Genomic DNA, 23,643 nt, shown 5'->3' with positions numbered 1-23,643 from the left:
GCGCGGAGGCTGATCGGCGTTCGGCATTACATCCCCAGGCGCAACGCATGGACTACGGCGTCGACGCGGTTGGTGGCATCGAGCTTGCGCAGAATGTGTTCCACGTGGGTGGAGACGGTGCGCCGGGAGAGGAAGAGTTCCTCTGCGATCTTCGGGTTGGACTTTCCGGCAACGATATGTTTCAGGATCTCGAGTTCGCGGCTGGTGAGATCAAGGCCGGATCGCTCGTTCGCCGTTGCCGCCATCTCCGTGACCACGGGTCGAAACGCATCCATCATGTTCTTCCACTGCTTCGAGAAGACGGGCTCCGGTGTGCTCAAGTGAAGTGTCCCGACGGTCCTACCGCGCGGATCCTTCAGGATCATCGAGATGCCTTCGTAGAATCCAGCGGGATTGTAGACCTCCCGCGGCGAGAACGTGTCTCGATACTGCGGGAAATCGTCCCAAACCATGAGCCGTTCGGGATTGGCGGAAGCAGTGCGGAAGCCCGGGTCAGACTCGGTGAAAGAATCGCTGACGAGGTAGGTGGCAGTTGGCTCCCGGTAACCCTCGTTCGCGAGCACCCGGTGGGATCCGGTCGCCTTGTCGACGTAGGTCAGGAGCGCCGCCCCGGAGGGTACCTGCGTCCTGAGCAGGGAGAGAATTGCGCGGGAGCGTGCGTCGATGCACCGCGAGCTGAGACCGGGTATAGCGGCGAGCAATGCTTGCTGGTTCATCGGTTCACGGCTCCCTGGAAACCTCGGCACGGGCGCTGACATGCCGTGTGGACGTTGATCAGTGCACGGTCCGCATGTTGCCGATCTCTTCGGCAGCGCGCAGAAACGCCGCGCAAATCTGGCTCATAGGCAGCACGCTTTACCTAATAACACCCACTGGCTAAAGGTGTACTTCAAGCTAGCCCGGGCGTCATGTCCATACAATGTCGCCGGCTGTGCCGTAACAAACAATTTACGCAGCCGGACAATGGTTTGACTCTGTGTCACTATCACTCGCTCGTGATGCTTTTCTCGCGCCGTGTGAAAACAGCAGGTAAATTGCGCCAAGGATGTCAACTGGTTCCTCAGCTCGTCCCTGGTGGAGAGGTTCAGCGGGGGATCGGTCACCGCGGCCTGGTCCGGCGGCAAGACCGCCGGCAGCTTGCCCCCCCGGTGGTCTTCCACAGCGCCGTGCTGACCTATCTACCGACCGAGGCGCAGGAGTCCTTCGCCGAGACCGTGCGGGCCCTGCCCGGCCACTGGATATCCAACGAGGGGCCTCGCGTCCTGCCGTCCGTAGGACAACGCCTGCCCCGGCCCGCGCCTGAGGACCGCGCCGCGTTCGTTCTGGCCCTGGACGGGCAGCCGGTGGCCTTCACCGGCCCGCACGGCCAATCCCTGGACTGGTTTGCCTGACTGAGGACCTGATGGTTCCTGATGTTGTGGACTGCCGGTCGTCCTCCCTGGGCGCTGCCGGGATGCCTGCCGTACCCCGCGGCTGCGGGGCACGGCAGGCTGTGGCGGAACCGCCAGTCGGCCGCGCCTTCGACGGACGGGGCCGCCGCCTCAGCTTCCGAGGAAGACCGGGTTCGTGAACGCCGCCAACGGCCCCGGCAGTCCCGGCACCACCGGCGCGTGCCGCACCTCCGCCCGTACATACGCCGCGTACGACGCCGTCGTGCCCCACTCCACCGTGCCCGTCCCCGACGCCGGCAGCGCCACTGTGTGCAGCACACCCTGGTCGGTCACGATGCGGGCCGAGCAGTCCGGCGCGCCGCTGACCTCCAGGCGTACCGTCACCGGGTCGTCGGCATCGACGGGCAGCCGTTCGCCGATGCCCGCGTGCTGGCCGCGTCCGCCTGCCGCCGAGAAGGACAGTGACACCGCGGCGGACTCGGCGACGTACGAACGTCCCGCCCGGATGCCGTCCAGGATCGCCTCGCGGGACAGCTCCTCGGCCAGGACCACGGTCTGCGGCGTGCCGACGGCGTCCGGGTGGCGGTGCGCGTCGCTGTTGCCCATCGCCGGGGTCCAGGGCTTTGCGGAGCGTACGGACGCGACCAGCGTGTTGTCCCAGGCCTGCAGCGAGACCTCGTCGTCGGGGGTGTACGCGCCGTTCCACACCTCCACGGCGTCCGCCTCGCCGAAGCCGAACTTCCAGTTGCAGCCGATGCAGGTGGCGTGCGGGTGGGCCGGGACGACCAGGCCCCCGGAGCGCCTGATCTCGCGGGCGTAGCGGCCGAAACGGTTGTCGCGGGCCCGGTAGCGCCACTCGACGAACGTGCCGGGGTCGGTGCCGAGCGCGATGAGGTGGCCGTTGCGCGTCGTCACCTCCTCGCCGGTGAGGATCAGCAGGTCGTCGCCCCACTGGCCCTCCCACGCCCGGTGGGCCGCATGGGTGTTGTGCTCGGATGTGTTGATGAAGTCGAGCCCGGCGCCGCGGGCGAGCGCGGCGATCTCGGCGGGGGTGCGCCTGCCGTCCGAGTACCAGGAGTGCAGATGGCAGTCGCCGCGGTACCAGGCGCGGCCACGGCCCTTGGCCCGCTCCGGCGGGTAGACCGGCTTGGGCGTCCGGCCGGGCGCGCCGTACCGGAGCGTGATGGTGACTTCGTACGCGAGACCCTGCGGCGAGACCGTGTACGGGCCCAGCGCGACGGACCAGGTGCCGGGCCGCACCGTGCCCGGGATGTAGCCCGGGGTCGCCTCGTCCGCGCGGATGAAGAACTCCGTGCGCGCCCCACCCGACCAGCCGCGGAAGCCGTCCCCGCCGAACTCCGTGCCGCGCTCGTCGAAGATGCCGATGTCGAGGGCGTTGCCTTGCGTGCCGGCCGGGACGACAGGGCGCTCGTAGGTGTACGCGACGTGGATCTCGCGTACGCCTCGCGGGACTTCGAGCGGCAGATAAACGAAGTCGGGGGAGCCGGGCGGCAGCGTGCCGCGTACGACCTTGGTCTGCTCGTCGCTCCGGCCGGTCTGTCCGTCGTTGTTCGGTGCGGCGTTCGCGAGGCTCACAGTGCTCAACGTAAGCGCCGCGGCCGCTCCCGTCACGAACAGTCCGCGTCTGTCCATCGCGTGTTCTGCGTGTTCGTCATTGCACATGCCGTCGACTCCCAGGCTGATGAGAGGGGCAGAAGTGGTGTACTCGAAACCCTCGTATCGAGCCGTGAACTGCTCTTCAAGGGAAGACGGGTGGCAGGGGGCGGGGCGATGGCCGGATAGTGCCGTGCGGTTGGCGTGCGGTTGGCGTGCGGCCGTGCGGCCGTGTGGCTGGCGTGCGGTCGGCGTCAGCTTTGCCTGATTCGGCCTGCACTCGGCGTGCACTCGGCATCTGGCGCTGGACGGCGTACCTTTGGCCCGCCACCAGCGCCGACGACGACGGAGGAGCCTCATGAGGATCTCGACGACGATCTTCCTCACGGACGAGACGATCACGCCCGTGCGGCTGGCGCGGGAGCTGGAGGAGCGCGGTTTCGACGGGCTCTACCTGCCGGAACACACCCATATCCCGGTGGAGCGCGCGACCCCGTACCCTGCGGGCGGCGAACTGCCGCCCGAGTACGGCCGCACCCTCGACCCCTTCGTCGCCCTCGGCCAGGCCGCGGCTGTCACGTCGCGCCTCGGCCTCGGCACCGGCATCACGCTGGTCGCCCAGCACGACCCGATCGACCTGGCCAAGCAGATCGCGACCCTCGACCATCTGTCGGGCGGGCGGTTCACGCTCGGCATCGGCTTTGGCTGGAACAAGGAGGAGGCGGCGGACCACGGGGTGGAGTGGGCGACGCGGCGCGAGCTGGGGCGGGACCGGATGGCGCTGATGCGGGCGCTGTGGGCGGCCGAACCGACGGCGTACAAGGGCGAGTTCGGTTCCGTAAGGGCCTCCTGTGCCTACCCCAAGCCGGTGAGCGGCCCGCGCACCCTCATCGGCGGGGCGGCTGGTCCGAAGCTCTTCTCGCACATCGCGGAGTACGCGGACGGCTGGCTCCCGATCGGCGGGCGTGGCTTGACGGAGTCGGTCCCGGTCCTGCGCGAGGTGTGGGAGAAAGCGGGGCGCGACCCGCAGGTGCTTCAGGTCGTGCCGTACGCGGTCCTGCCGAGCCCCGGGAAGCTGGCACACTACGCGGAACTGGGCGTGGAGGAGGTCGTACTGCAGCTGCCGCCGGCGGGGGAGGCGGAGGTGCTGGGGGCGCTGGACGAGTACGCGCAGTACGTGTGACCCCCGCTCGGCCCGGGCGCCTGCACGGTGGGCGCCCGGGACGCGGCGGCGCTCTTGGCGGCGAGCAGGACGGCAGCGGGGAGCGCGGCGGCGGCCAGCGCGGCGACGGTGATCAGGGGTGATGTCTTCATGCCACCTGAGCCTGCCTACCAGGCCCGACAGGGTGCCGAAGACACGCACGGGCCTCAGCCGGTCGGGTGCCGCCGGGCGGCGTCGTCGTACGTCTGGCGCGTGACCGTCCCGTCCACGCAAGTAACGTGTACCGGGAGTCCAATCTCGTTGTAATCCGCGTACAGCTTTCGACCGTCGGGGCGGATGATCTCGGTCGGTCGACCCGCTCGTCGTCGCAATCGCCGTCCAGGATTGCTGCCCGGAGCTTCGGGCCCCGGCCGGCCCCGCCCCGGCCGGCCCCGCCCCGGCCGGCCCCGCCCCGGCCGGCTCAGCGCATGCGTGGTGTGCCCCCGTGGTGCCTGGGCGCACATACTCAGGGGCGCCCCCAGCCCCCGGACCGCCGGTGTTCGCGGGCGCGCTCGTATGCTCGATCCATGACGGATCACCAGCCCGGACGCCCCACCGAGAACGCCATGCGCCGCGCCCTCAAGCGGGCCAGGGACGGCGTCGCCCTCGACACCGCCGAGGCGGCCGTGCTGTTGCAGGCGCGCGGCAGCGACCTCGAGGACCTTGCCGCGTCCGCCGCGCGGGTGCGGGATGCCGGGCTGGAGGCCGCGGGGCGGCCCGGGGTCATCACGTACTCGAAGAGCGTCTTCATCCCGCTGACCAAGCTGTGCCGCGACAAGTGCCACTACTGCACCTTCGTCACCGTCCCCGGCAAGCTGCGCCGGGCCGGCCACGGGATGTTCATGTCGCCGGACGAGGTCCTCGACATCGCCCGGCGCGGCGCCGCACTGGGCTGCAAGGAAGCGCTGATCACGCTCGGCGACAAGCCCGAGGACCGCTGGCCCGAGGCCCGTGAGTGGCTCGACGCGCACGGCTACGACGACACCATCGCGTACGTACGGGCCATGGCGATCCGCATCCTGGAGGAGACCGGGCTGCTGCCGCATCTCAACCCGGGCGTCATGTCCTGGACCGACTTCCAGCGGCTCAAGCCGGTCGCGCCGTCCATGGGCATGATGCTGGAGACCACGGCGACCCGGCTGTGGAGCGAGCCCGGCGGGCCGCACTACGGGTCCCCGGACAAGGAGCCGGCCGTGCGGCTGCGCGTGCTGGAGGACGCCGGGCGCAGTTCCGTGCCGTTCACCAGCGGGTTGCTGATCGGGATCGGCGAGACGTACGAGGAGCGGGCGGACTCGCTGTTCGCGCTGCGCCGCATCTCCCGTGCCTACCACGGCATCCAGGAACTGATCATGCAGAACTTCCGCGCCAAGCCGGACACGGCGATGCGCGGCATGCCGGACGCCGAGCTGGACGAGCTGGTCGCCACCGTCGCCGTCGCGCGGCACATCATGGGGCCGTCCGCCTGTCTGCAGGCGCCGCCGAACCTGGTGGCGGGCGAGTACGCGCGGCTCATCGGCGCCGGCATCGACGACTGGGGCGGCGTCTCGCCGCTCACGCCGGACCACGTCAATCCCGAGCGGCCCTGGCCGCGGATCGACGCGCTCGCCGGGCATTCCGCGGACGCGGGCTTCGAGCTGCGCGAGCGCCTCGCCGTCTACCCGGAGTTCGTGCAGCGCGGCGAGCCCTGGCTCGATCCGCGGCTGCTGCCGCACGTCCGCGCGCTCGCCGATCCTCAGACCGGGCTGGCGAACGCGGACGCCGTCGTCGAGGGCCGTCCTTGGCAGGAGCCGGACGAGGCTTTCACCGCCGCCGGCAGGACGGACCTTCACCGGACCATCGACACCGAAGGCCGTACCTCCGACCGCCGCGACGACTTCGACGACGTGTACGGCGACTGGGACGCGCTGCGCGAGGCCGCCGCGCCCGGCATGGTGCCCTCCCGTATCGACACCGATGTGAAAGCGGCGCTCAAGCAGGCCGCCGACGATCCGACCAAGCTGACGGACGACGAGGCCCTGGCGCTGCTGCACGCGGACGGCCCGGCTCTCGACGCGCTCACGCGGATCGCGGACGAGCTGCGCCGCGACACGGTCGGCGACGACGTCACGTACATCGTCACGCGCAACATCAACTTCACCAACGTCTGCTACACCGGCTGCCGTTTCTGCGCCTTCGCCCAGCGGCGTACGGACGCCGACGCCTACACCCTCTCCCTCGACCAGGTCGCCGACCGGGCCGCGCAGGCGTGGGACGTCGGCGCGGTCGAGGTGTGCATGCAGGGCGGCATCCATCCCGACCTGCCGGGCACGGCGTACTTCGACATCGCCCGCGCCGTGAAGGAGCGCGTGCCGGGCATGCATGTGCACGCCTTCTCGCCGATGGAGGTCGTCAACGGCGCGTCGCGGACCGGCCTTTCGATCCGCGAGTGGCTGACTGCCGCAAAGGAGGCCGGACTCGATTCCATCCCCGGGACCGCCGCCGAGATCCTCGACGACGAGGTCCGCTGGATCCTCACCAAGGGCAAGCTGCCCACCGCCACCTGGATCGAGGTCGTCAAGACCGCGCACGAGCTGGGCCTCCGGTCGTCCTCGACGATGATGTACGGGCATGTGGACCAGCCCCGGCACTGGCTCGGCCACCTCCGCACGCTCGCCGGGGTCCAGCAGGAGACCGGTGGCTTCACGGAGTTCGTGACCCTGCCCTTCATCCATACGAACGCGCCTGTGTATCTGGCGGGGATCGCGCGGCCGGGGCCGACCATGCGGGACAACCGCGCGGTCACCGCCATGGCCCGCGTCCTCCTCCACCCCCACATCACCAACATCCAGACCAGCTGGGTGAAGCTGGGCACGGAGGGCGCGGCCGAGATGCTCCGCTCCGGGGCCAATGATCTCGGCGGCACGCTGATGGAGGAGACCATCTCCCGGATGGCGGGCTCCAGTTACGGCTCGTACCGCTCCGTTCAGGATCTGATCGCCATCGCGGAGGCGGCAGGCCGGCCGGCCAGGCCGCGTACGACTCTGTACGGCGAGGTGCCGCAGGAGCGCGTGCGCGCCGCCACCGCGTCCGACGGACATCTGCCCGAGCTGCTGCCGCTGCTGCCAGACTGATCGCATGAGTGCCGGTGCCGCGAGACTGTCGATGCAGGAACTGATCAACATCCGCAGGCGCGCGGGATTCGTGGGACGGCGCGATGAACTCGCCACCTTCCGCGAGAACTTCGACGTGCCCCCGGAGGATCCGCGGCACCGCTTCATCTTCCATATCCACGGCAACGCGGGTGTCGGCAAGACCTCCCTGGTGCGCGAGCTGGTGCAGACCGCGCGCGGGCGCCAGGCGCTCACCGCAGTCCTCGACGAGTCCGTGAACAGCGTGCCGGAGGCGATGGAGGCGATCAGCGCCCAGTTCGCCGAGCAGGGGCAGGCGCTCAAGGCCCTCGACCGGCAGCTGGCGACCTACCGCCGGCGCCGGTACGAGGCGGAGGCCATTACCAACGCGGCGGCGGACGGACAGCCGCAGCCGCAGCAGCCCTCCGCGGGCAGCATGGCCGCGGCCCAGGCCTCTCTGATCGGACTCGGCATGGTGCCGGGCGTCGGCGCGCTCGCCGGAGCCGTCGACCCGGCGCAGGTCGCCCGCGGCACCGACCACGTAAGGGCCGTCCTCACCACCCGTTTCGGCAAGCAGGAGGACGTACAGCTGGTCCTTGACCCCGTCCGGGCCCTCACTCCGGTTCTGGTCGCCGAGCTGAACCGGGTCGGGGCCGGCGCCCCCTGGATCACGCTCTTCTTCGACACGTACGAACGCACCGGGCCCTTCCTCGACACCTGGCTGCGCGATCTGATCACCACCGGGCAGTACGGCTCGCTGCCCGCTCATGTCGTCGTCACCCTCTCCGGGCAGCGGCCGCCCGACCCCAACTGCTGGGCCGACTACGCCGACTTCGTCACCGACCTCCCCCTCGCACCTTTCACCGAACCGGAGGCCCGCCGGCTCCTCGCCGCCAAGGGCGTGGTGGACGAGGAGGTGGTCCGGGACGTGCTCAGGCTCTCCGGCCGGCTGCCCGTCCTCGTCTCCACCCTCGCCGAGAACCCGGGCGCGGTGGGCGACCCCAGCGCCACCGCCGTCGAGCGCTTCCTGAAGTGGGAGCAGGACCCGGTCCGCCGTGCCGCCGCCCTCGACGGCGCACTGCCGCGCCGGCTGAACGAGGACGTCTTCCGGGCGGCCGTCGAAGGGGACGACGCGGCCGGGCTGTTCGGGTGGCTGCGCGGGCTGCCGTTCGTCAGCGACCGGGGCGGCCGGGCCCAGTACCACGATGTCGTACGGGAGCCGATGCTGCGGCTGCGGCGCAACACCTCGCCGGAGCGCTGGCGGGCCGGGCACACGCGGCTGGCGGAGGCGTTCGCCGGCTGGCGGGAGGAGGCCGGCGACGGTCTGGGCGCGGACGAGCTGTGGGGGCAGGACGCCTGGCGCGAGCTACGTCTTGAGGAGATCTATCACCTGCTGTGCGCACGGCCGCGGACGGCGCTGGCCGCGGTGCTGCGGGACGGGATCGACGCCTGCGACGCGGGCACGGTGGCGGCCAGGCGCTGGGCGCGGACCGTCGCGGACGCGGGCGCCGACGGGGACAGCGGGCTGCTGATCGCGCTGGGCAGGGACTGCCTGGCGGCTCTGGAGGACGAACAGCGCCGGGGTGTCGGGGTGCTGGACCTGATCCTCGCCCGGCCGGAGCCGGACGACGAGACGCGGGTGGCGGCGCTGGTGGTCCGCGGCCGGGACCACCGCAATGCCGGTCGGTACCAACAGGCGCTGCTCGACTACCGGCAGGCGATCAGCCGGGACGCGGGCTGCCAACGGGCGTACTACGGGCTGGGGGAGACGTACCGCCTGACGGGACGGTACGAGGAGTCCCTCGCCGAGTTCGAGCGGGCCCTCGAGATCGACCCCGTCGACACCTGGTCGCTCTCCGGCCGAGCCCAGACCAAGCACCTGCTGGGACGCAGCGAAGAGGCGCTGGCGGATCTGGGCCGGGTGCTGGATGCCAGGCCAGGCCATGTCTGGTCGCTGGTGCGCAGGTCCCAGATCCGGCGCGCACTCGGGGACGGCGACGGCGCCCTGGTGGATGTCGGCCGGGCCCGGGAGCTCGACCCGGGCAACCCGTGGATCGTTGGCGAACACGGGGAGATCCTGCGGCACGAAGGGCGGTACGAGGAGGCGATCGCCGAGTTCGACCGGGCGTTCGCGCTGGATCCGGCGTATGCATGGGCGCTGGGCAGCCGGGCCATGGCGAAGCACGCGCTGGGCAGCAGCGAGGAGGCGCTTGCGGACCTGGACGAGGCGCTGGAACTGAAGCCGGACTATCTGTGGGCGCTGCTGCGGCGGGTCGAGATCTATCGCCAACAGGAGGATGCGACAAGGGAGTTCGCCGATCTCGACCGGATCGTGGAGATGGCTGACTCGAAGGCGTGGGCGCTGGCGGAGCGGGGGTACGCGCACCAGGAAGCCGGCCGGCAGGAGGACGCCGTCGCCGACTACGGCCGGGCGATCGCGCACGACCCGCGGTATGCCTACGCGTATGTCGCCCGTGGCCGGGCGTACGAGCAGCTGCACCGGTACGAGGAGGCGCTGGCGGACCTGGACCGTGCCCTGGAGCTGGACCCGCGCACCCCTTTGGCGCTGTTGGTACGGGCCGGGGTGCGGCGGGCGCTCGGGGAACCCGAGGGCGAACTCGCCGACCTCGACCAGGCGGTGGCCCTCGACCCGGACAACGCGGTCCAACTCACCTTGCGGGGCGAGGCCCGCCGCCGGGCCGGGCGGCACGAGCAGGCGCTCGCGGACTACGACCGGGCGGACAGGCTCCGCCCCGACGACGGCTGGACCATCGGCAGCCGCGGCCAGGCGCTGCGCAGCCTCGGCCGGCTCGACGAGGCGCTGGCGGCCTTGGCACGCGCGGCGGAACTCCAGCCGGACAAGGCCTGGATCGCCGCCGAGCGGGGTGCGGCCCTCCAGGACCTGGAGCGGTACGAGGAGGCGCTCGCCGAGCTGGACCGGGCGATCGCGCTCGACCCGCAGTACCTCTGGGCGCACGCACGCCGGGCGTCGGTGCGCATGGTGACCGGCCGTCTGCTGCCGGCGCTCGCGGACCTCGAGCGCCGGCTGGAGCTCGGCGACGACGACCCGGAGGCGCACCGCGCGCGGGCGACCGTTCATCTGTACCTCGGCCGCCCGGAGGAGGCGCTGACAGCCCTGGGGGAGGCCGCCGGGGACGACCAGGACGCGAACCACCTCGCCCTGCTCACCCGCGCTCACCGCAGGACCGGCCGCTTCGCCCCGGCGAGGGAGGCGGCCGAGAGGCTGCTCGCCGTCGACGCCCGCCGGGGCTCGCTGCAGCTGGCGCTCACCGTGAGCTGTACGGAAGGACTGGCGCGGGCCGGTGACCTGTGGCGGGCTGCCGAGCGCGAGTGCCCCGACCGGGCCGCGGGGTCCGTGCGAGGCGACCGCGCCGCCGAGCTGCTGCTGCTCGCCTGCGCACCCGGGGACTGGCCCCGCGCCGACACTCTGCTCGCCGACCTCCTCGCCGAGACGCCCACCTGGGCCACGGTGGCGGACGCGGCGGGCGACCTGACCGAACTGCTCGCGTGCCCGGGCGCGGACCCGGCCGAACTGGAACCGCGGCTGCACCGCCTGACCACGGCCCGGGACGCTGTCCTCCCCCAGCTACCGCCGGGAGACGCCCCCAGGATGGGCTGAAATCAAGTCCGTCCGGCGTTTGGGGACAAACCGGCGCCGTCGAGCCCGGTTGCCCTTGCTGTCGAGGCTGTGCCCCCGTGTCCACGATTCGGGCTGCCATTTCCAGCCCGTCCGGTGATTGAGGACAAAACCGGCCACCACGTGGCCCCCGTCACCCTCTCGCCCCCTGAACCCCCCATTCCCGTTCGATTACAGTGCTGCGCCAGGCATACGTTCGACGTCCAGGGAGGGACGCGCGGTGAGCGCAGCAGCCACAGCCGTCTGGGGCCGGGCCGAGCAGCAGGACTTCCGCGCCCGGGTGCGCGGCGCCCTGCTCGGCGGCGCCATCGGCGACGCGCTCGGCGCCGGGGTCGTCGCCCTCACCGTGGAGGAGATCCGCGCCGCCCACGGCCCGGACGGCGTCGGCGACCTCGTGCCCGCCCACGGCCGCCGCGGGGCCGTCACCGCCGCCACCCAGCTGGCCCTGTTCACCGTCGACGGGCTGATCCGCGCGCAGGTCCGCCGCGACACCGGAGCCTGGCACCCGCCCACCGATGTACACCGCGCCTATCTGAGATGGGCCGCCACCCAGCACGACTGGGGCCCCGACGAGCGCCGCAAGGACAATGGCTGGCTCGCTCGCGAGGAATGGCTCTACACCCGCCGCGACCCCGCCAGTGCCTGCCTCATCGGGCTCGGCGACGAGACCATGGGCACCCTCGAAGCACCCAAGAACCCCGCCGCGCGCGACGCGGGCGCGCTGGTGCGCTCCGCGCCGTTCGGGCTGCTCGTCGGCTGGGAGCCGCAGCTGGTGTGCCAGCTGGCCGTGGAGTGCGCGGCGCAGACGCACGGCCACCCCACCGCGTATCTCTCGGCCGGCGCGTTCGCCGTCATCGTGCACGGTCTGGCCCGCGGCGAGACCCTCGACGGCTCGGTGCAGCGCGCCCTCGCCCAGCTGGCCGCGCGCCCCGGCCACCAGCCGGTCACGGACGCCCTCAAGCACGCCCTCGGCGCCGTACGCCAGGGCATTCCGAGCCCCGCCAGGATCGCCTCGCTCGGCGAGGGCCACAACGCCGAGGACGCCCTTGCCATCGCCGTCTACTCCGCTCTCGTCGGCGAGGACATCCGGCACGGCCTGCGTCTCGCCGTCAACCACGACGGCCCCTCCCAGACCACCGGCGCCGTCACCGGCTCGCTGCTGGGAGCACTGCACGGCGAGACGGCGCTGCCGCCCGCCTGGCTCTGCGAGCTGGAGGGCCGCCCCACGATCCTTGAGCTCGCCGACGACTTCGCGATGGAGATGACTCAGGGCCCGGCCCTGCACGGCCCCACGGTCACCGCGCCCGCCTGGCTGTCGCGCTACCCGCGGAGCTGATGTGCGTACGAGAGCCCGGCTCCCCTCCTCAGGAGCCGGGCCCTCGTACGCGGCGTAGAGCGAGCGTCAGCCGTCCGCGCCCTCGCGCCCGAGCGCCTTCGCCTCGGCGGGCTGTGCCGGCGCCGGCACAGCCGCGCCGGCGAACGCCGGGCCCGGGCCGTCTCCGTCCGAGTTGATCCGGGCGATGAGGTCGTCGCGCTCGGGGGTGTCCTCCGGCTTGATGAGGCCGATCAGGATGTAGAGGACGAGCGAGACAGCCAGCGGGATGGAGACCTGGTACTGCAACGGCACGCCGCCGTCGACGCTCCAGCTGATCGGGTAGTTGACCAGCCAGAAGGTGACCAGGCCGAGCCCCCAGCTGACCAGCGCCGCCGTCGGTCCGCTCTTGCGGAACCACGGCAGCATGCCCAGCATCAGCGGAATCGCGATCGGACCCATGAGCCCCGCCACCCACTTGATGACGACCGTGATGATGTCACCGAAGAAGTCCGAGTTGACCTGGGTCGCGATGGCCATCGAGAGACCGAGGAAGAGCAGCGTGGCCCAGCGGGCGGCCAGCAGCCCCGCGCGGGTGTCCCACTCGCGGACCTTGCGGGACACGGCGGGCATGATGTCGCGGGTGACGACCGCCGCGATCGCGTTCGCGTCGGAGGAGCACATGGCCATGGTGTGGGAGAAGAAGCCCACGATGACCAGGCCCAGCAGACCGTGCGGCAGCAGCTGTTCGGCCATCAGCGCGTACGAGTCGGCAGGCACCTTCGTGTCGATGATCAGCGGCGCCACCCACATCGGGAAGAACAGCACCAGAGGCCAGACGAGCCACAGCACGGCGGACAGCCGGCCGGACCGCTCCGCCGACTTCGCGGAGTCGGTGGCCATGTAGCGCTGCGCCTGGTTCCACATGCCGCCGTTGTACTCGAAGGTCTTGATGAAGAGGTACGCGATCAGGAAGACCATCATGTACGGGCCGGCCAGCGGCTCCGCGTGGCCCTTGAGCTCCGGCTCGTCCCAGACGTTCCACAGAGAGCTGAAACCGCCCAGTTCGGCCATGACGGCGACGAGCATCGCGATGCCCGCGATGAACTGGATGATGAACTGGCCGAGTTCGGTGAGGGCGTCCGCCCACAGGCCGCCGACGGTGCAGTACACGGCGGTTACCGCGCCGGTGATCAGAATGCCCGTGTTGAGGGAGACACCGGTGAAGACGGAGAGCAGCGTGGCGATGGCAGCCCACTTGGCGCCGACATCGACGATCTTCAGCAGTACGCCGGACCAGGCGAGCGCCTGCTGGGTGGGCAGGTTGTAGCGGTTCTTGAGGTATTCGAGCGGCGAGGCCACATGCAGCCGTGAGCGCACCCGGTTGAGCCGGGGCGCGAACACCCGGGAGCCGATGGCGATGCCGATCGCGATGGGGAAGGACCAGGTGACGTACGAGGTGACGCCGTAGGTGTACGCGATGGCCGCGTAGCCGGTGAACATCACCGCGCTGTAGCCGGACATGTGGTGCGAGATGCCCGACAGCCACCACGGCATCTTGCCGCCGGCGGTGAAGAAGTCGCTGACGTTGTCGACGCGCTTGTGCGACCAGAGTCCGATCGCGACCATCACACCGAAGTAACCGATGAGCACGGTCCAGTCGAGACTGTTCATGTGCCCCCTCCTGGGGTCCGCCTTGTGAACGTCAATGTGCTTCGTCAGTACGTCCGATCAGCGGAGCCCCCGTGCGGGAGTGGGGACTTCGGGGATTGAACCGCCTGGCCGGGCGATGGGTCAAGGGGATGTGCGGTCAGAAATGTGAACACAGGTCAGAAAGCCGAACGGTTTTACTTGTTCTTGACCTTCCCGGGCGTTGTCGTGAACGTGACAGCGGCCACACGATGAGCGGGCACTTCGTCAGTCTCCGTGGATACGACAAGACCGCACGGGATGCGGGTCCCGTGCGGCCGAGAAGGGAGGGGCTTTACCGCATCAGTTCGCCGGCGTTGACCAGCAGTGACTGACCCGTGATCGCCTGGGCCCGGTCGGAGGCGAGGAAGGCCGCGGCCTCCGCCACATCTCCGTCCGTGGCCAGCTCGGGCAGTGCCATCCGCTCGGTGAGCCGCCCGAGCACCTCGTTCTCTGGTACGCCCTCGGTGTGCGCGGTGAACTGGACGTACGCCTGGACGGGCGGCCCCCACATCCAGCCCGGCAGCACGGTGTTCACCCGGATCCGGTCCGGGCCCAGCTCGCGCGCCAGCGAGTACATCGCCGAGGTCAGCGCGCCCTTGGGCGCCGCGTACGCCGCCTGCCACACCTGTGAGGGCGAGGCCACCGCCGACCGGCCGGACCGCGCGACTACCACGCGCTGGATCATCCGTACGCGGGCAAAGTGGTGGAGGTGATCGACGCCGACGGGCCCGAGCAGCGGGCCGAGCTGCTGGAGTGGCTGCGTACGAAGCATCTGGCGAAGCGGCTGGCCGGCTCCTGCGCGGCGATGGTTACGGTCTTCCGGCCGACTCCGCTGCCGGGTGACCGGATGACCTATGTGAAGCAGGTGGAGGGCGTCGACACCCGACTGATGCTGCTGTGGTTCCTCGAGGAGGACCCGAGGGAGCCTTGGGAGTCTGCGTTCGCCGGGCTCGACGCAGCGGTCGTCGAATCGGGGCTCGGGCGGGTGGAGCTGGTTGCTCCCTTCATCCCGACGGTCCCCGGAACCGACCGCTACGTCGATCAACTGCGCTGAGCCGAAGCGCGCGACGGAAGTGGGTGGGGGATGGCCGTGGGGGCATGGCCGAGCCCCCTCGGCCGGGACGGCGAACCAGTCGAGAGGGCTCTGTCAGATGGTGCTCGTGGCGCTCTGTGCCGCGTCGGTTCGCGGTGTTCCTCGGCGTCGTGCTCAGCCGAGGTCGAACGCGCCGTGCCCCACATCGTTCACGAACGCGGTCCACGACTCGGGGACGAAGGTGATGGTCGGACCCGCGGGGACTTTGGAGTCCCGGACGGCAATGGCCTGCACGACGGGGGACTTGACCTCTACGCATGCGCCGTTTCCCGTGGAGTACGAGGACTTCGTCCAGGTATCCGTGGCGCCCTGAATGATTGCCATGTTCGCTCCGCTTCGGCAAGTGGTGTGGTTCGCGCCAACGTTCTTGCTGGCGTGATCGACGCTACTCGCCGCCATGGGTGCGCGAGGCAGCCATTCACTCGACCGGATGGCATATTCCATGCGACTCTTCCGCCCCGCTGCGGCGGGGGTGTACCGTGCGGTCCCCCTCGCCGCAGAGACCTTTCGGAGGGTGAATCAGCCGACATGTCAGTCGAAGTGTCGGCGGACCTGCCGGCGGGCGTGTCAGCGTGCGTACTCCTTGGCGATGTCCGCGATGAACTGCCTCGTGTGATCCACGTTCAGGGCCTGGGCGCGCAGATGCTCGTACATGACGCTGTACTTCTGCACATCGTTGGCCTTCTCCAGGTACAGGTCGCTCGTCACGCCCTCGATGTAGACGACGCTCGAGTCGGAGGTGTCCGGGAACTCCAGGATCGCGTACTGGCCGTTGATGCCCGGGTGGGCGCCCATGTCGAAGGGCAGCACCTGCACGGTGACATGCGGCAGCTGGGACAGCTCCACCAGATGCTCCAACTGCTCGCGCATCAGCTGCTTGTCGCCGACGAGACGGCGCAGCGCGGCCTCGTCGATCACCACCCACAGCCGCAGCGGGTGCTCTGCGTCGTTGAGCCGCTCCTGGCGGCGCACGCGGACGCTGACTCGTTTCTCTACGTCGGTGGTGCCGCTCTCGGGCAGCGCGCCGGTGATCAGCGCCTCGGCGTACTGCCGGGTCTGCAACAGACCGGGGACGACCTGGGGTTCGTACACCCGCAGGCTGGCCGCGTCGGTCTCCAGGCCGATGTAGACGCTGTACGGGATGTCTCCGAAGGCGTGCCACCAGCCCTGCTGGCGGGAGTCCTTGGCCATCTGCATCAGCGAGTCGACTATCCGGTGGTCCTCGACCTCGTACACCCCGCACAGGTCGCGGACGTCGCGCTGGCTGATCGAGCGGCGGCCGTTCTCGAGGCGGCTGATCTTCGACTGGGAGACGAGAAGGCGCTCCGCCACCTCTTCGGCCGTCATGCCTTTGAGTTCGCGGAGCCGGCGCAGCTCCTGGCCCAAACGGCGTCGCCTGACGGTGGGGTTGACGTTGGACGCCACGGAAACTGCACCTCCGGCTGCGTAGCTGAGCGTATCTATTGCTCAGCAGATTGCCACCAATGGTCGTGGCTGCGCTGCCAAATGGCTACACAGGATGCACGCGCGAACGCGCGGGGCAGCGCTGTGGCTGCCCCGCGCGTTCTGTGCGGCTCCCGAACCGGGTCATGGGGACGTCGGTGCGGCGGATCTTGTGCGGTCATTCCTGGAACGCGTGGTGCGGCTGGTGCCGTTTGTACCGCTGCGTCAGTGCGCGGCGACGCGGGCCATGCTTCCGCGGCGTGGTTGCATCGACACGGCGGCCGTCGGCTGTCGATTGGCGGCCGGTACGGTGGGACTACGGCGGGGCTGAGCGGCCACACCGTTCTGAACGTCCATCACGGCGTGCGCCACGAGTCCGCCCATCGGGTCGTGCCTGATGAGATCCCGCAGACGGGACCTCGAGGAACGCCCTTCGTTCCCGGGGTAGAGGTGCTTGCCGAGTCCGACCGCGTGGGCCAGCGCGGCGAGCGCCGCGGTCCGCGGGTCCGGCGGTACGCCGGTGCGGATCGCACTGTCCAGCCGGGCCCTGATGTCCCGGCTGATTGCCGTGTCCGTCGCCTGGTAGCGAGTCGTCGGCAGCACCCCGCACATCTGGCCCGCCACGGCATGCACCATGCCGCACCGCTCCAGATGCGAGAGGTAAATCTGGCGCAACCCCAGTCGGGGCCCGCCAATCCAGTGGACCGCCCGAACCGGGCTGCCGCGTCTGCGCAGCAGTTCCAGTGCGGAGTCCAGAGTCGGATCTCCGGTCGGCCGTGGCATCACCACGGCGATACGATCCCCGTCTGGGGCTATCCGTCCTGCCAGAGCCAGCTCTACTAGCTGAGCTCCGGCCAGGCCGAGGTCGAGCGACTGCGGCTGCGCTGTGGTACCCGTGGTCGGGTCCAAAGCGAGCAGCAGTAGCTCCTCCGGAAGTGTTCTGCGGCTCCTGCCCATCCATGCCTCCCCGCGTGGATGAATGACAGGGTGACCCCTCTCACATTGGTCTGTCGAGAGCGCCTGGGTGCTTTCTATGGGAACCGGTAGGTATGTCGTTCTCGTCTATGCGCGGGAGCCGTGCTCTCAGACAGGACACTGGTAGATGGTTCGGACAACACGGGCTGTCGTGATGACGGCGCCCGTGCGACGTGCATTTGGCGCAGGACGCGCAAGGCGGGACGCAGGCGTATGACTCATCGAGGAGGCACGGTGGCGGGCGAGTCCCCCGACAGGTCGGAGCAGCGGAAGTCGTCGGGGGAGACGACTCCGGGTGAACGCGACCCGCGTCTCGCCATGCTCCGTCAGGCATCGCCGGGGGCGACGGCCCCCGGGGTGGACCAGCCGACGGCTGTGTTCAAGTTGCCACCGTCCGAGCGGAGCGGCGGAGCGGGCGCGGACCAGGACGCAGGGCGGGACTCGCGGTCCGGCGCGGAGCCGGGTACGGAGTCGGGCTCGGTGGAGAACGACACGAGGCTGCGCGCGGCGGTGGCGGCGTGGGTGACGAGCGGGGACGCGGATGCGGATGCGTCTGGCGACGCGGGCTCGGCGGGTTCGGCCGCGGATGCGCCTGGCGACGCGGTCCGGGATGCCGACGGGCGTGAGGGCGCGCCTGCGGGTGCCGGCGACGCGGACGAGGGTGAGCGGTCGGAGTTGCAGGCCGAGGCCGTGGACGGCGGCGTTCCGGTCGCTGGGGACGCCGCTGGCGACGATGGTGCGGATGTCGATGCGTCTGATGCCGTGCAGCGGGACGGCGATGGGCGTGAGGGCGCGCCTGCGGGCGCCGACGACGCGGACGAGGACGTTCCGGTCGTCGAGGATGCCTCCGGCGACGACGGTGGGGCTGAGGATGCGTCTGAAGCCGTAGGGCGGGACGCGCCTGCGGGCGCGGGTGAGCAGTCTGGGGCTGAGGATGCGTCTGAAGCCGTAAGGCGGGACGCGCCTGCGGGCGCGGGTGAGCAGTCGGAGTCGCAGGCCGATGCTCCGGAAGGGGACGTTCCGGTCGCGGTGGACGCCTCCGGCGATGCCCGCGGGGCCGGAGGGGCCGGCACGCCGACTGGCGAGACCGGTGCTGACACCGAGGACCCCCCCGGCGACGCGACCGCCACTCCGGCGGAGTCCGCCGGAGTGAAGGACGGCGCAGAGCCGTCCGCCAAGGGCAAGGCCGGCGCTCCCGAGGAAGCTCCAGGCGACGACGCCCCCGGCGGCGAGGCCCCCGCGCCGAGCCCCGACGCGGCGCAGGACAAGGCCGCCGGCTCGCCGGAATCCGCCGCGGCGAAGGGCGAGGCCGCCAAGCCGGGCGCGTCCCCCGACACCGAGGCCAAGGCCGCGCCCACCGCGCCCGGATCTGCGGAAGTAAAGCCGTCCAAACCCCCTGTCGATCAGCCCACCGCCGTCTTCAAGGCTCTGAGGCCGCCCGCTGTCGACCAGCCCACCACCGCGCTCAAAGTGCCCCCGGCGCCCCGGCCCGAGAAGCCCGCCGAGCGGACCAGTACCTTCGTGCCGCTGCGGGCCGAAGATGTACGCACCCCCGCCCCCGCCAAGCCTCAGGCATCCGCGACTCCGGCCTCGCTCACCGAGGCCGAGCGGACCAAGCAGCAGCCCATGCCGCCGCTTCCGCCGCTCGACCTTCTCGCCGAGCTGACGAACACCCCACCCCCGCCCCAGACCCCCGTCCGCACTGTGGTGCGGCGGATCAAGATCTGGACGCCCCTCGTTGTGCTGCTGCTGATCATCTTTGCGATCGCGCAGGCTTTCCGTCCGCTCCCCGCCCCCGCGCTCGCCCTCTCCGCCGAGCCCACCTTCACCTTCACGGGCGGGCAGCTCGCCCTGCCTTGGCCCGACGAGGGCCAGGGGGCCGTCGAGGTCGAGGGCGTCGGCAGCCTCGGGACGTACGGCGCGCAGAAGGCCGCCCCGATCGCGAGCATCGCCAAGACGATGACGGCGTACGTGATCCTCAAGAATCACCCGATCAAGGGCAAGGAAGTCGGCCCGAAGATCACGGTCGACCAGCAGGCCGAGGACGAGTCGAAGCTCGCCGACGAGTCGACCGCGCCCATCTCGAAGGGGCAGCAGTTCACCGAGCGGCAGATGCTGCAGTTGCTGATGATCCCGTCCGGCAACAACGCCGCGCGCCTCCTCGCCCGCTGGGACGCCAAGTCCGAGGCCGAGTTCGTCAAGAAGATGAACGACGCCGCCAAGGGACTCGGCATGGCCAACAGCACCTATACGGACCCCAGCGGTCTCAAGGCCACCACCGTCTCCACCCCGCAGGACCAGCTCAAGCTGGCCAAGGCGGTCATGCAGTACGACGTGTTCCGGGAGATCGTCAACACGACCATCACCACGATCCCTGGTATCGACGGGCAGATCAGGAACAACAACGACAGGGCCCTGCTGAAGGAGGGCGTGGGCGGCATCAAGACCGGTTCGTCCACCCCGGCCGGCGGCAATCTGCTCTGGTCCGCCAACGCGGTGGTCGACGGCGAGGTGCGCCGCATCGTCGGCATCACGATGGGCGTCCAGAAGGCCGCCATCCTCAACGACAAGCTGGAGCTGGCGATCACCCACAGCATCGAGGTGATCGAGGCTGCACAGGGCGCCCTGACCTCCGCGACCGTCATCAAGAAGGGCGATGTCGTCGGATACGTCGACGACCGCCTCGGCGGCCGGACCCCCGTCGTCGCAACCAAGGAGCTCAAGGCGGTCGGCTGGGCCGGTCTGAAGGTAAAGATCGAGATCGCCGACGGAGGCAAGACGGTCCCTCACTCGGCCAAGGCGGGCACCGTCGTCGGCCAGCTGTCCGTCGGCTCCGGCACCGGCCGGGTCAGCGCACCGGTCGCGCTCCAGCAGGACCTGGCGGAACCTGGATTCGGCGACAAGCTCACCCGCCTCGGCTAGCACAGGGCCGGCGACGCGGGCGTCCCGGAGTCCCGGGACGCCCGCGTGCTAGCGTCCCGGGGCAACTTCGGGGCGCCGGGACAGCGTCTCCTTGAGCATGGAACGTCAGCACGGAACGCAGGGAACGCGCGGAACGGCAGCACAGAACGCACGGACGCGCGGAACGGCAGCACGAAGCACGTCGGAGGTTGGCAGGCCGGGGGACAACGGCACAGCCGGGGAGGACGGGGAGAGCCGCAGTGACCACCGCTGAGCCGACACAGGCGGACGGCAGCAGCAGCCTCGACGCACGGCCGCGAATACGTGTCCCCGTGCCCGTCAACGCGGACCCCAGCCCCCTCGACGACCTTCGCGACCGACTGAGCCGCCACCCCGTACTCCTCGCGACCGCACTCTCCGCGCTCACGCACCTGATCTGGTTCTTCTTCCTCGCGAACAGCGGCGGCGACATCGCGGCCCAGGACGCCTGGGCCGAGTTCGTCGGCCGCCACCCCGACTCCGCGTACAACCTCGCCTGGTACGGCGGGATGCATCCGGTCTCGTACAGCGTCGTCTCGCCGTATCTGATGTCCCTGCTCGGCGTCCGCTCGACGATGATGGCCGCCGGTACGGTCTCCGCCGCCCTGACCGCGCTGATACTGGTCCGCGTCCGCGCCGTCCGCAATCCCGTGGCCTGCTCCATGGCCGGGGTCTTCGCCTTCCTCTGCAACGCGCTTTCCGGCCGCGTGACCTTCGGCCTCGGCATGATGTTCGCGCTCGGCGCGGTGGCCGCGGTCTTCTGCTGGCCACACCGGTGGAGAATGAATCGCTGGGCCAAAGCGGCGGTGGCAGCCCTGCTCGCCGGCCTCGCCACCGCGTCAAGCCCCGTGGCCGGTCTGTTCCTCGGCGTCGTAGCGGCAGCGCTGTTCCTGAACGGCCGCCGCCCGGGCGCGTACGCCCTCGGTGTCGCCCCGGTCGTGGTCGTGGCGCTCTCCGCCTGGCTGTTCCCCTTCTCCGGTACGCAGCCGATGTCGTTCTGGTCGACCTCGTTGCCGTTCCTCTACGGGGTCTTCGTCCTCGTTCTCGTACCGAAGGAGTGGCGCACGGTCCGCGCGGCCGCGGCGGTCTACACCCTCGGCACGCTGCTGACCTGGGCGATCGATTCCCAGATCGGTTCGAACGTGTCCCGGCTCCCGATGCTCTTCGCGGGCGTGGTGCTGCTGGCGGCGCTGCCGTTCACCGTGCCGCGCTCCCGCAAGTGGTACGCGCTCGTCATCGCCTTCCTCGGGCTGAACTTCTGGATCGGCTTCAAGGCCGTGGACGACATGGTGCGTACGGCCCCGACCGCTTCCTGGAACCGTGAGCTCGCACCGCTGGTCAACCAGCTCCAGCAGGTCCACGCCGAGCGTGGCCGGGTCGAGGTGGTTCCCGCAAGCAGCCACCGCGAGGCGTCGGCTCTGGCTCCGTACGTCAATCTCGCCCGCGGCTGGAATCGGCAGGCGGACATAGAGCGCAATCCCCTCTTCTACGACGGCAAGACGCTGACCTCGGCCGGTTACCGTGCCTGGCTGGACCGGTGGGCGGTCCACTATGTGGTGCTGCCGAAGGGCACGCCCGACTCAAGCGGGGCGAAGCAGGAGGCGGAGCTGGTGCGTGAGGGGCAGCCGTATCTCACGCGGATCTGGAGCGACGCGAACTGGCAGCTGTTCGCGGTGAAGGACCCGATGCCGCTGGCCGACCCGCCGGCCACGGTGGACCACGCGGGCGCGGGCCAGCTCACGATCGAGGTGAAGACGGCGGGCCGCGTGCTGATCCGGGTCCCGTACTCGCCGTGGCTGAGCATCGTCGACGAGCAGGGCCAGAAGGTGAAGGGGCCACAGGAGACGGAGGCGTCGAAAGCGCGGAAGGAGGGGCCGAAGACCTTTGACAATCGGAACGGCTGTCTGCTGAAGGCGGAGAAGGACACGGAGGGCGACGAGTGGACCGAACTGCTGGCGCCCGCCCCAGGTGTCTACCGGCTGGCGGCCCCCTACGAACTGCCGCGCGGGACGCCCTGTCCCGACGAACTCCGTTGACCCTCGCACGGCCGCTTGCCCCTTACCGGCGTTAACACCTATCTCTGCCTGGCGCGCTGATGCATAGTGGACTCCCTTCACATACCGCGTGGTTGGTCTACTGGTTCAGGTGTGACATGGCATGCGAACGATGCGGTGGCAACGGCAGGGGCGCGTTGCCAGGTCTGAGGTGTCCGTATTGCGGTGTGGGCAGTCTGTGCGGTAGGGGCAGTCGGGGCGGTCGGCCCCCGGGCGGGGCGTGGGTTGCGCGCGAGACGCTGGCGGGACGTGTCTCTCTCCTCTCACGTACCGGAAAGATTCTGCTGACCGGGGGAGTTGTGCTGACCGCGCTCGCGCTGGTCGTCTCGGCGATCACGCTGTACGGGGGCGACACGGCCCCGACCGGGGCGGCCGACGATTCCGACCTCGTCCCCGACGACCTCGGTGGCGCCCCGGAGCGCATCGAACCCACGGCACTGCCCGGCAACTCCCCGTCTCCCACGCCCTCTCCTTCCGTCTCCCGCTCGCCCCTGCCGACCCCGACCCGGACCGGCCCGCGCAAGCCGAAGCCCCCGCAGAATGCCAACGGCCCGTCGTACTCCGCCTGGGCGGGTCCTTGCTGCACCGGCGGCGGCCGCTACCGCGAGCGGGGGCGCTACAGCGACGGCGACGACGGCTGGTACACGGTGGACGAGGGCGGCCACAAGGGCGACGGCTGCGACGGCTCGTTCACCGCGATCCCCATGTCGGGCAGCACGACGAAGGACAGCGGGGGCACGGCGACCTGGTCCTGGTATGTGGGCAGCGGCTACACGACCGCGTAGCGGCAGGACCGCGGCCCGGTACCTGGTCTGGTGCGGGCTGAACGGATGCCGGTGTGGGCCCCGTTGTGGCGGAAGTGCCGGGCGAGTGATCATGGCCCCGTAAGCTTCCGGCGCGTCGGGCAGTCTCTTGACCTGCCCGTTAAAGCACGACGTTGGGGCCATGATCTTCGAGGCTCGCCCCAAAGTGGCTGCCTACAGCCGTGGAGCCGACCGACCCAGCCCCATCGGGTTTCGCTTCTCCACCCCGAGCACGTGGCGCGCCGACGGGCGCGGCCGGCCGGTGGCGAAGACATGGAGGCCGGCCGCGCCGCCTACGGCGTCCCCGTCAATCCCGCCGCTCCCGACCGGGTGCCCGGCGGCTCCACCAGCGGCAGCCCC

The 23,643-nt window shown here is 70.5% G+C and carries 14 protein-coding genes and 2 pseudogenes; 9 read left to right on the top strand and 7 right to left on the bottom strand.

Features of this window, described 5'->3' with window-relative positions:
- Nucleotides 1–26 precede the first annotated feature (26 nt).
- A complete protein-coding gene (locus ACWDO5_RS09570) occupies nucleotides 27–716 on the bottom strand; it encodes a response regulator transcription factor (RefSeq protein WP_450529765.1) in 690 nt (229 codons plus the stop codon).
- Nucleotides 717–908: 192 nt separating this feature from the next.
- Between ACWDO5_RS09570 and ACWDO5_RS09565 the strand changes: the two genes are divergently transcribed.
- Nucleotides 909–1,391 (top strand): DUF2332 family protein, encoded by a 483-nt coding sequence (locus ACWDO5_RS09565; RefSeq protein ID WP_450529764.1) that lies wholly within the window; start codon nucleotides 909–911, stop codon nucleotides 1,389–1,391.
- 150 nt (nucleotides 1,392–1,541) lie between these two features.
- Here ACWDO5_RS09565 and ACWDO5_RS09560 read toward each other — a convergent pair whose 3' ends face one another.
- The gene (locus tag ACWDO5_RS09560) at nucleotides 1,542–3,074 is read right to left on the bottom strand and encodes a CehA/McbA family metallohydrolase (RefSeq protein WP_450529763.1); all 1,533 of its coding nucleotides are present in this window, start codon (nucleotides 3,072–3,074) and stop codon (nucleotides 1,542–1,544) included.
- A gap of 289 nt (nucleotides 3,075–3,363) precedes the next feature.
- Here ACWDO5_RS09560 and ACWDO5_RS09555 point away from each other — a divergent pair, with 289 nt between their 5' ends.
- The 4 genes from ACWDO5_RS09555 to ACWDO5_RS09540 all read left to right on the top strand — a co-directional run bounded on the left by ACWDO5_RS09555 (nucleotide 3,364) and on the right by ACWDO5_RS09540 (nucleotide 12,307).
- Nucleotides 3,364–4,188: an LLM class F420-dependent oxidoreductase gene (locus tag ACWDO5_RS09555; protein ID WP_450529762.1), complete on the top strand. Its 825-nt coding sequence runs from the start codon at nucleotides 3,364–3,366 to the stop codon at nucleotides 4,186–4,188.
- Nucleotides 4,189–4,733: 545 nt separating this feature from the next.
- Nucleotides 4,734–7,316 (top strand): bifunctional FO biosynthesis protein CofGH, encoded by a 2,583-nt coding sequence (locus tag ACWDO5_RS09550; RefSeq protein WP_450529761.1) that lies wholly within the window; start codon nucleotides 4,734–4,736, stop codon nucleotides 7,314–7,316.
- Nucleotides 7,317–7,320: 4 nt separating this feature from the next.
- Nucleotides 7,321–10,953: a tetratricopeptide repeat protein gene (locus tag ACWDO5_RS09545; protein ID WP_450529760.1), complete on the top strand. Its 3,633-nt coding sequence runs from the start codon at nucleotides 7,321–7,323 to the stop codon at nucleotides 10,951–10,953.
- 238 nt (nucleotides 10,954–11,191) lie between these two features.
- Complete coding sequence (locus ACWDO5_RS09540) at nucleotides 11,192–12,307, top strand: ADP-ribosylglycohydrolase family protein (protein ID WP_450529759.1); 1,116 nt, start codon at nucleotides 11,192–11,194, stop codon at nucleotides 12,305–12,307.
- Nucleotides 12,308–12,373: 66 nt separating this feature from the next.
- On the opposite strand, the gene ACWDO5_RS09535 is transcribed toward ACWDO5_RS09540, so the two are convergent.
- Both ACWDO5_RS09535 and ACWDO5_RS09530 read right to left on the bottom strand, forming a co-directional pair.
- Nucleotides 12,374–13,957 (bottom strand): sodium:solute symporter family protein, encoded by a 1,584-nt coding sequence (locus ACWDO5_RS09535; RefSeq protein ID WP_450529758.1) that lies wholly within the window; start codon nucleotides 13,955–13,957, stop codon nucleotides 12,374–12,376.
- Between the two features lie 310 nt (nucleotides 13,958–14,267).
- A pseudogene (locus ACWDO5_RS09530) lies at nucleotides 14,268–14,624 on the bottom strand (SDR family oxidoreductase); the annotation flags it as partial.
- A gap of 3 nt (nucleotides 14,625–14,627) precedes the next feature.
- Here ACWDO5_RS09530 and ACWDO5_RS09525 point away from each other — a divergent pair.
- A pseudogene (locus ACWDO5_RS09525) lies at nucleotides 14,628–15,029 on the top strand (hypothetical protein); the annotation flags it as partial.
- Nucleotides 15,030–15,182: 153 nt separating this feature from the next.
- Here the strand turns inward: ACWDO5_RS09525 and ACWDO5_RS09520 are convergent.
- From ACWDO5_RS09520 to ACWDO5_RS09510, 3 genes are all read right to left on the bottom strand, one after another.
- On the bottom strand, nucleotides 15,183–15,392 hold the full coding sequence (locus tag ACWDO5_RS09520) for a DUF397 domain-containing protein (protein WP_450529757.1): 210 nt from the start codon (nucleotides 15,390–15,392) through the stop codon (nucleotides 15,183–15,185).
- A gap of 243 nt (nucleotides 15,393–15,635) precedes the next feature.
- Nucleotides 15,636–16,493, bottom strand: a complete 858-nt coding sequence (locus ACWDO5_RS09515; RefSeq protein ID WP_450529756.1) for a helix-turn-helix domain-containing protein — start codon at nucleotides 16,491–16,493, stop codon at nucleotides 15,636–15,638.
- Between the two features lie 243 nt (nucleotides 16,494–16,736).
- Nucleotides 16,737–17,468, bottom strand: coding sequence for a GOLPH3/VPS74 family protein (locus ACWDO5_RS09510; protein WP_450529755.1), 732 nt, complete (start codon nucleotides 17,466–17,468; stop codon nucleotides 16,737–16,739).
- Between the two features lie 231 nt (nucleotides 17,469–17,699).
- Here ACWDO5_RS09510 and ACWDO5_RS09505 point away from each other — a divergent pair, with 231 nt between their 5' ends.
- From ACWDO5_RS09505 to ACWDO5_RS09495, 3 genes are all read left to right on the top strand, one after another.
- On the top strand, nucleotides 17,700–20,408 hold the full coding sequence (locus ACWDO5_RS09505) for a serine hydrolase (RefSeq protein WP_450529754.1): 2,709 nt from the start codon (nucleotides 17,700–17,702) through the stop codon (nucleotides 20,406–20,408).
- A gap of 311 nt (nucleotides 20,409–20,719) precedes the next feature.
- Nucleotides 20,720–22,462 (top strand): MFS transporter, encoded by a 1,743-nt coding sequence (locus ACWDO5_RS09500; protein WP_450529809.1) that lies wholly within the window; start codon nucleotides 20,720–20,722, stop codon nucleotides 22,460–22,462.
- 317 nt (nucleotides 22,463–22,779) lie between these two features.
- Nucleotides 22,780–23,265: a hypothetical protein gene (locus ACWDO5_RS09495; RefSeq protein ID WP_450529753.1), complete on the top strand. Its 486-nt coding sequence runs from the start codon at nucleotides 22,780–22,782 to the stop codon at nucleotides 23,263–23,265.
- Nucleotides 23,266–23,643 lie beyond the last annotated feature (378 nt).

Source organism: Streptomyces sp. NPDC000880 (assembly GCF_053599675.1).
The sequence above is the reverse complement of the archived record's forward strand: the minus strand, read 5'-3'. Positions and strand labels throughout refer to the sequence as shown.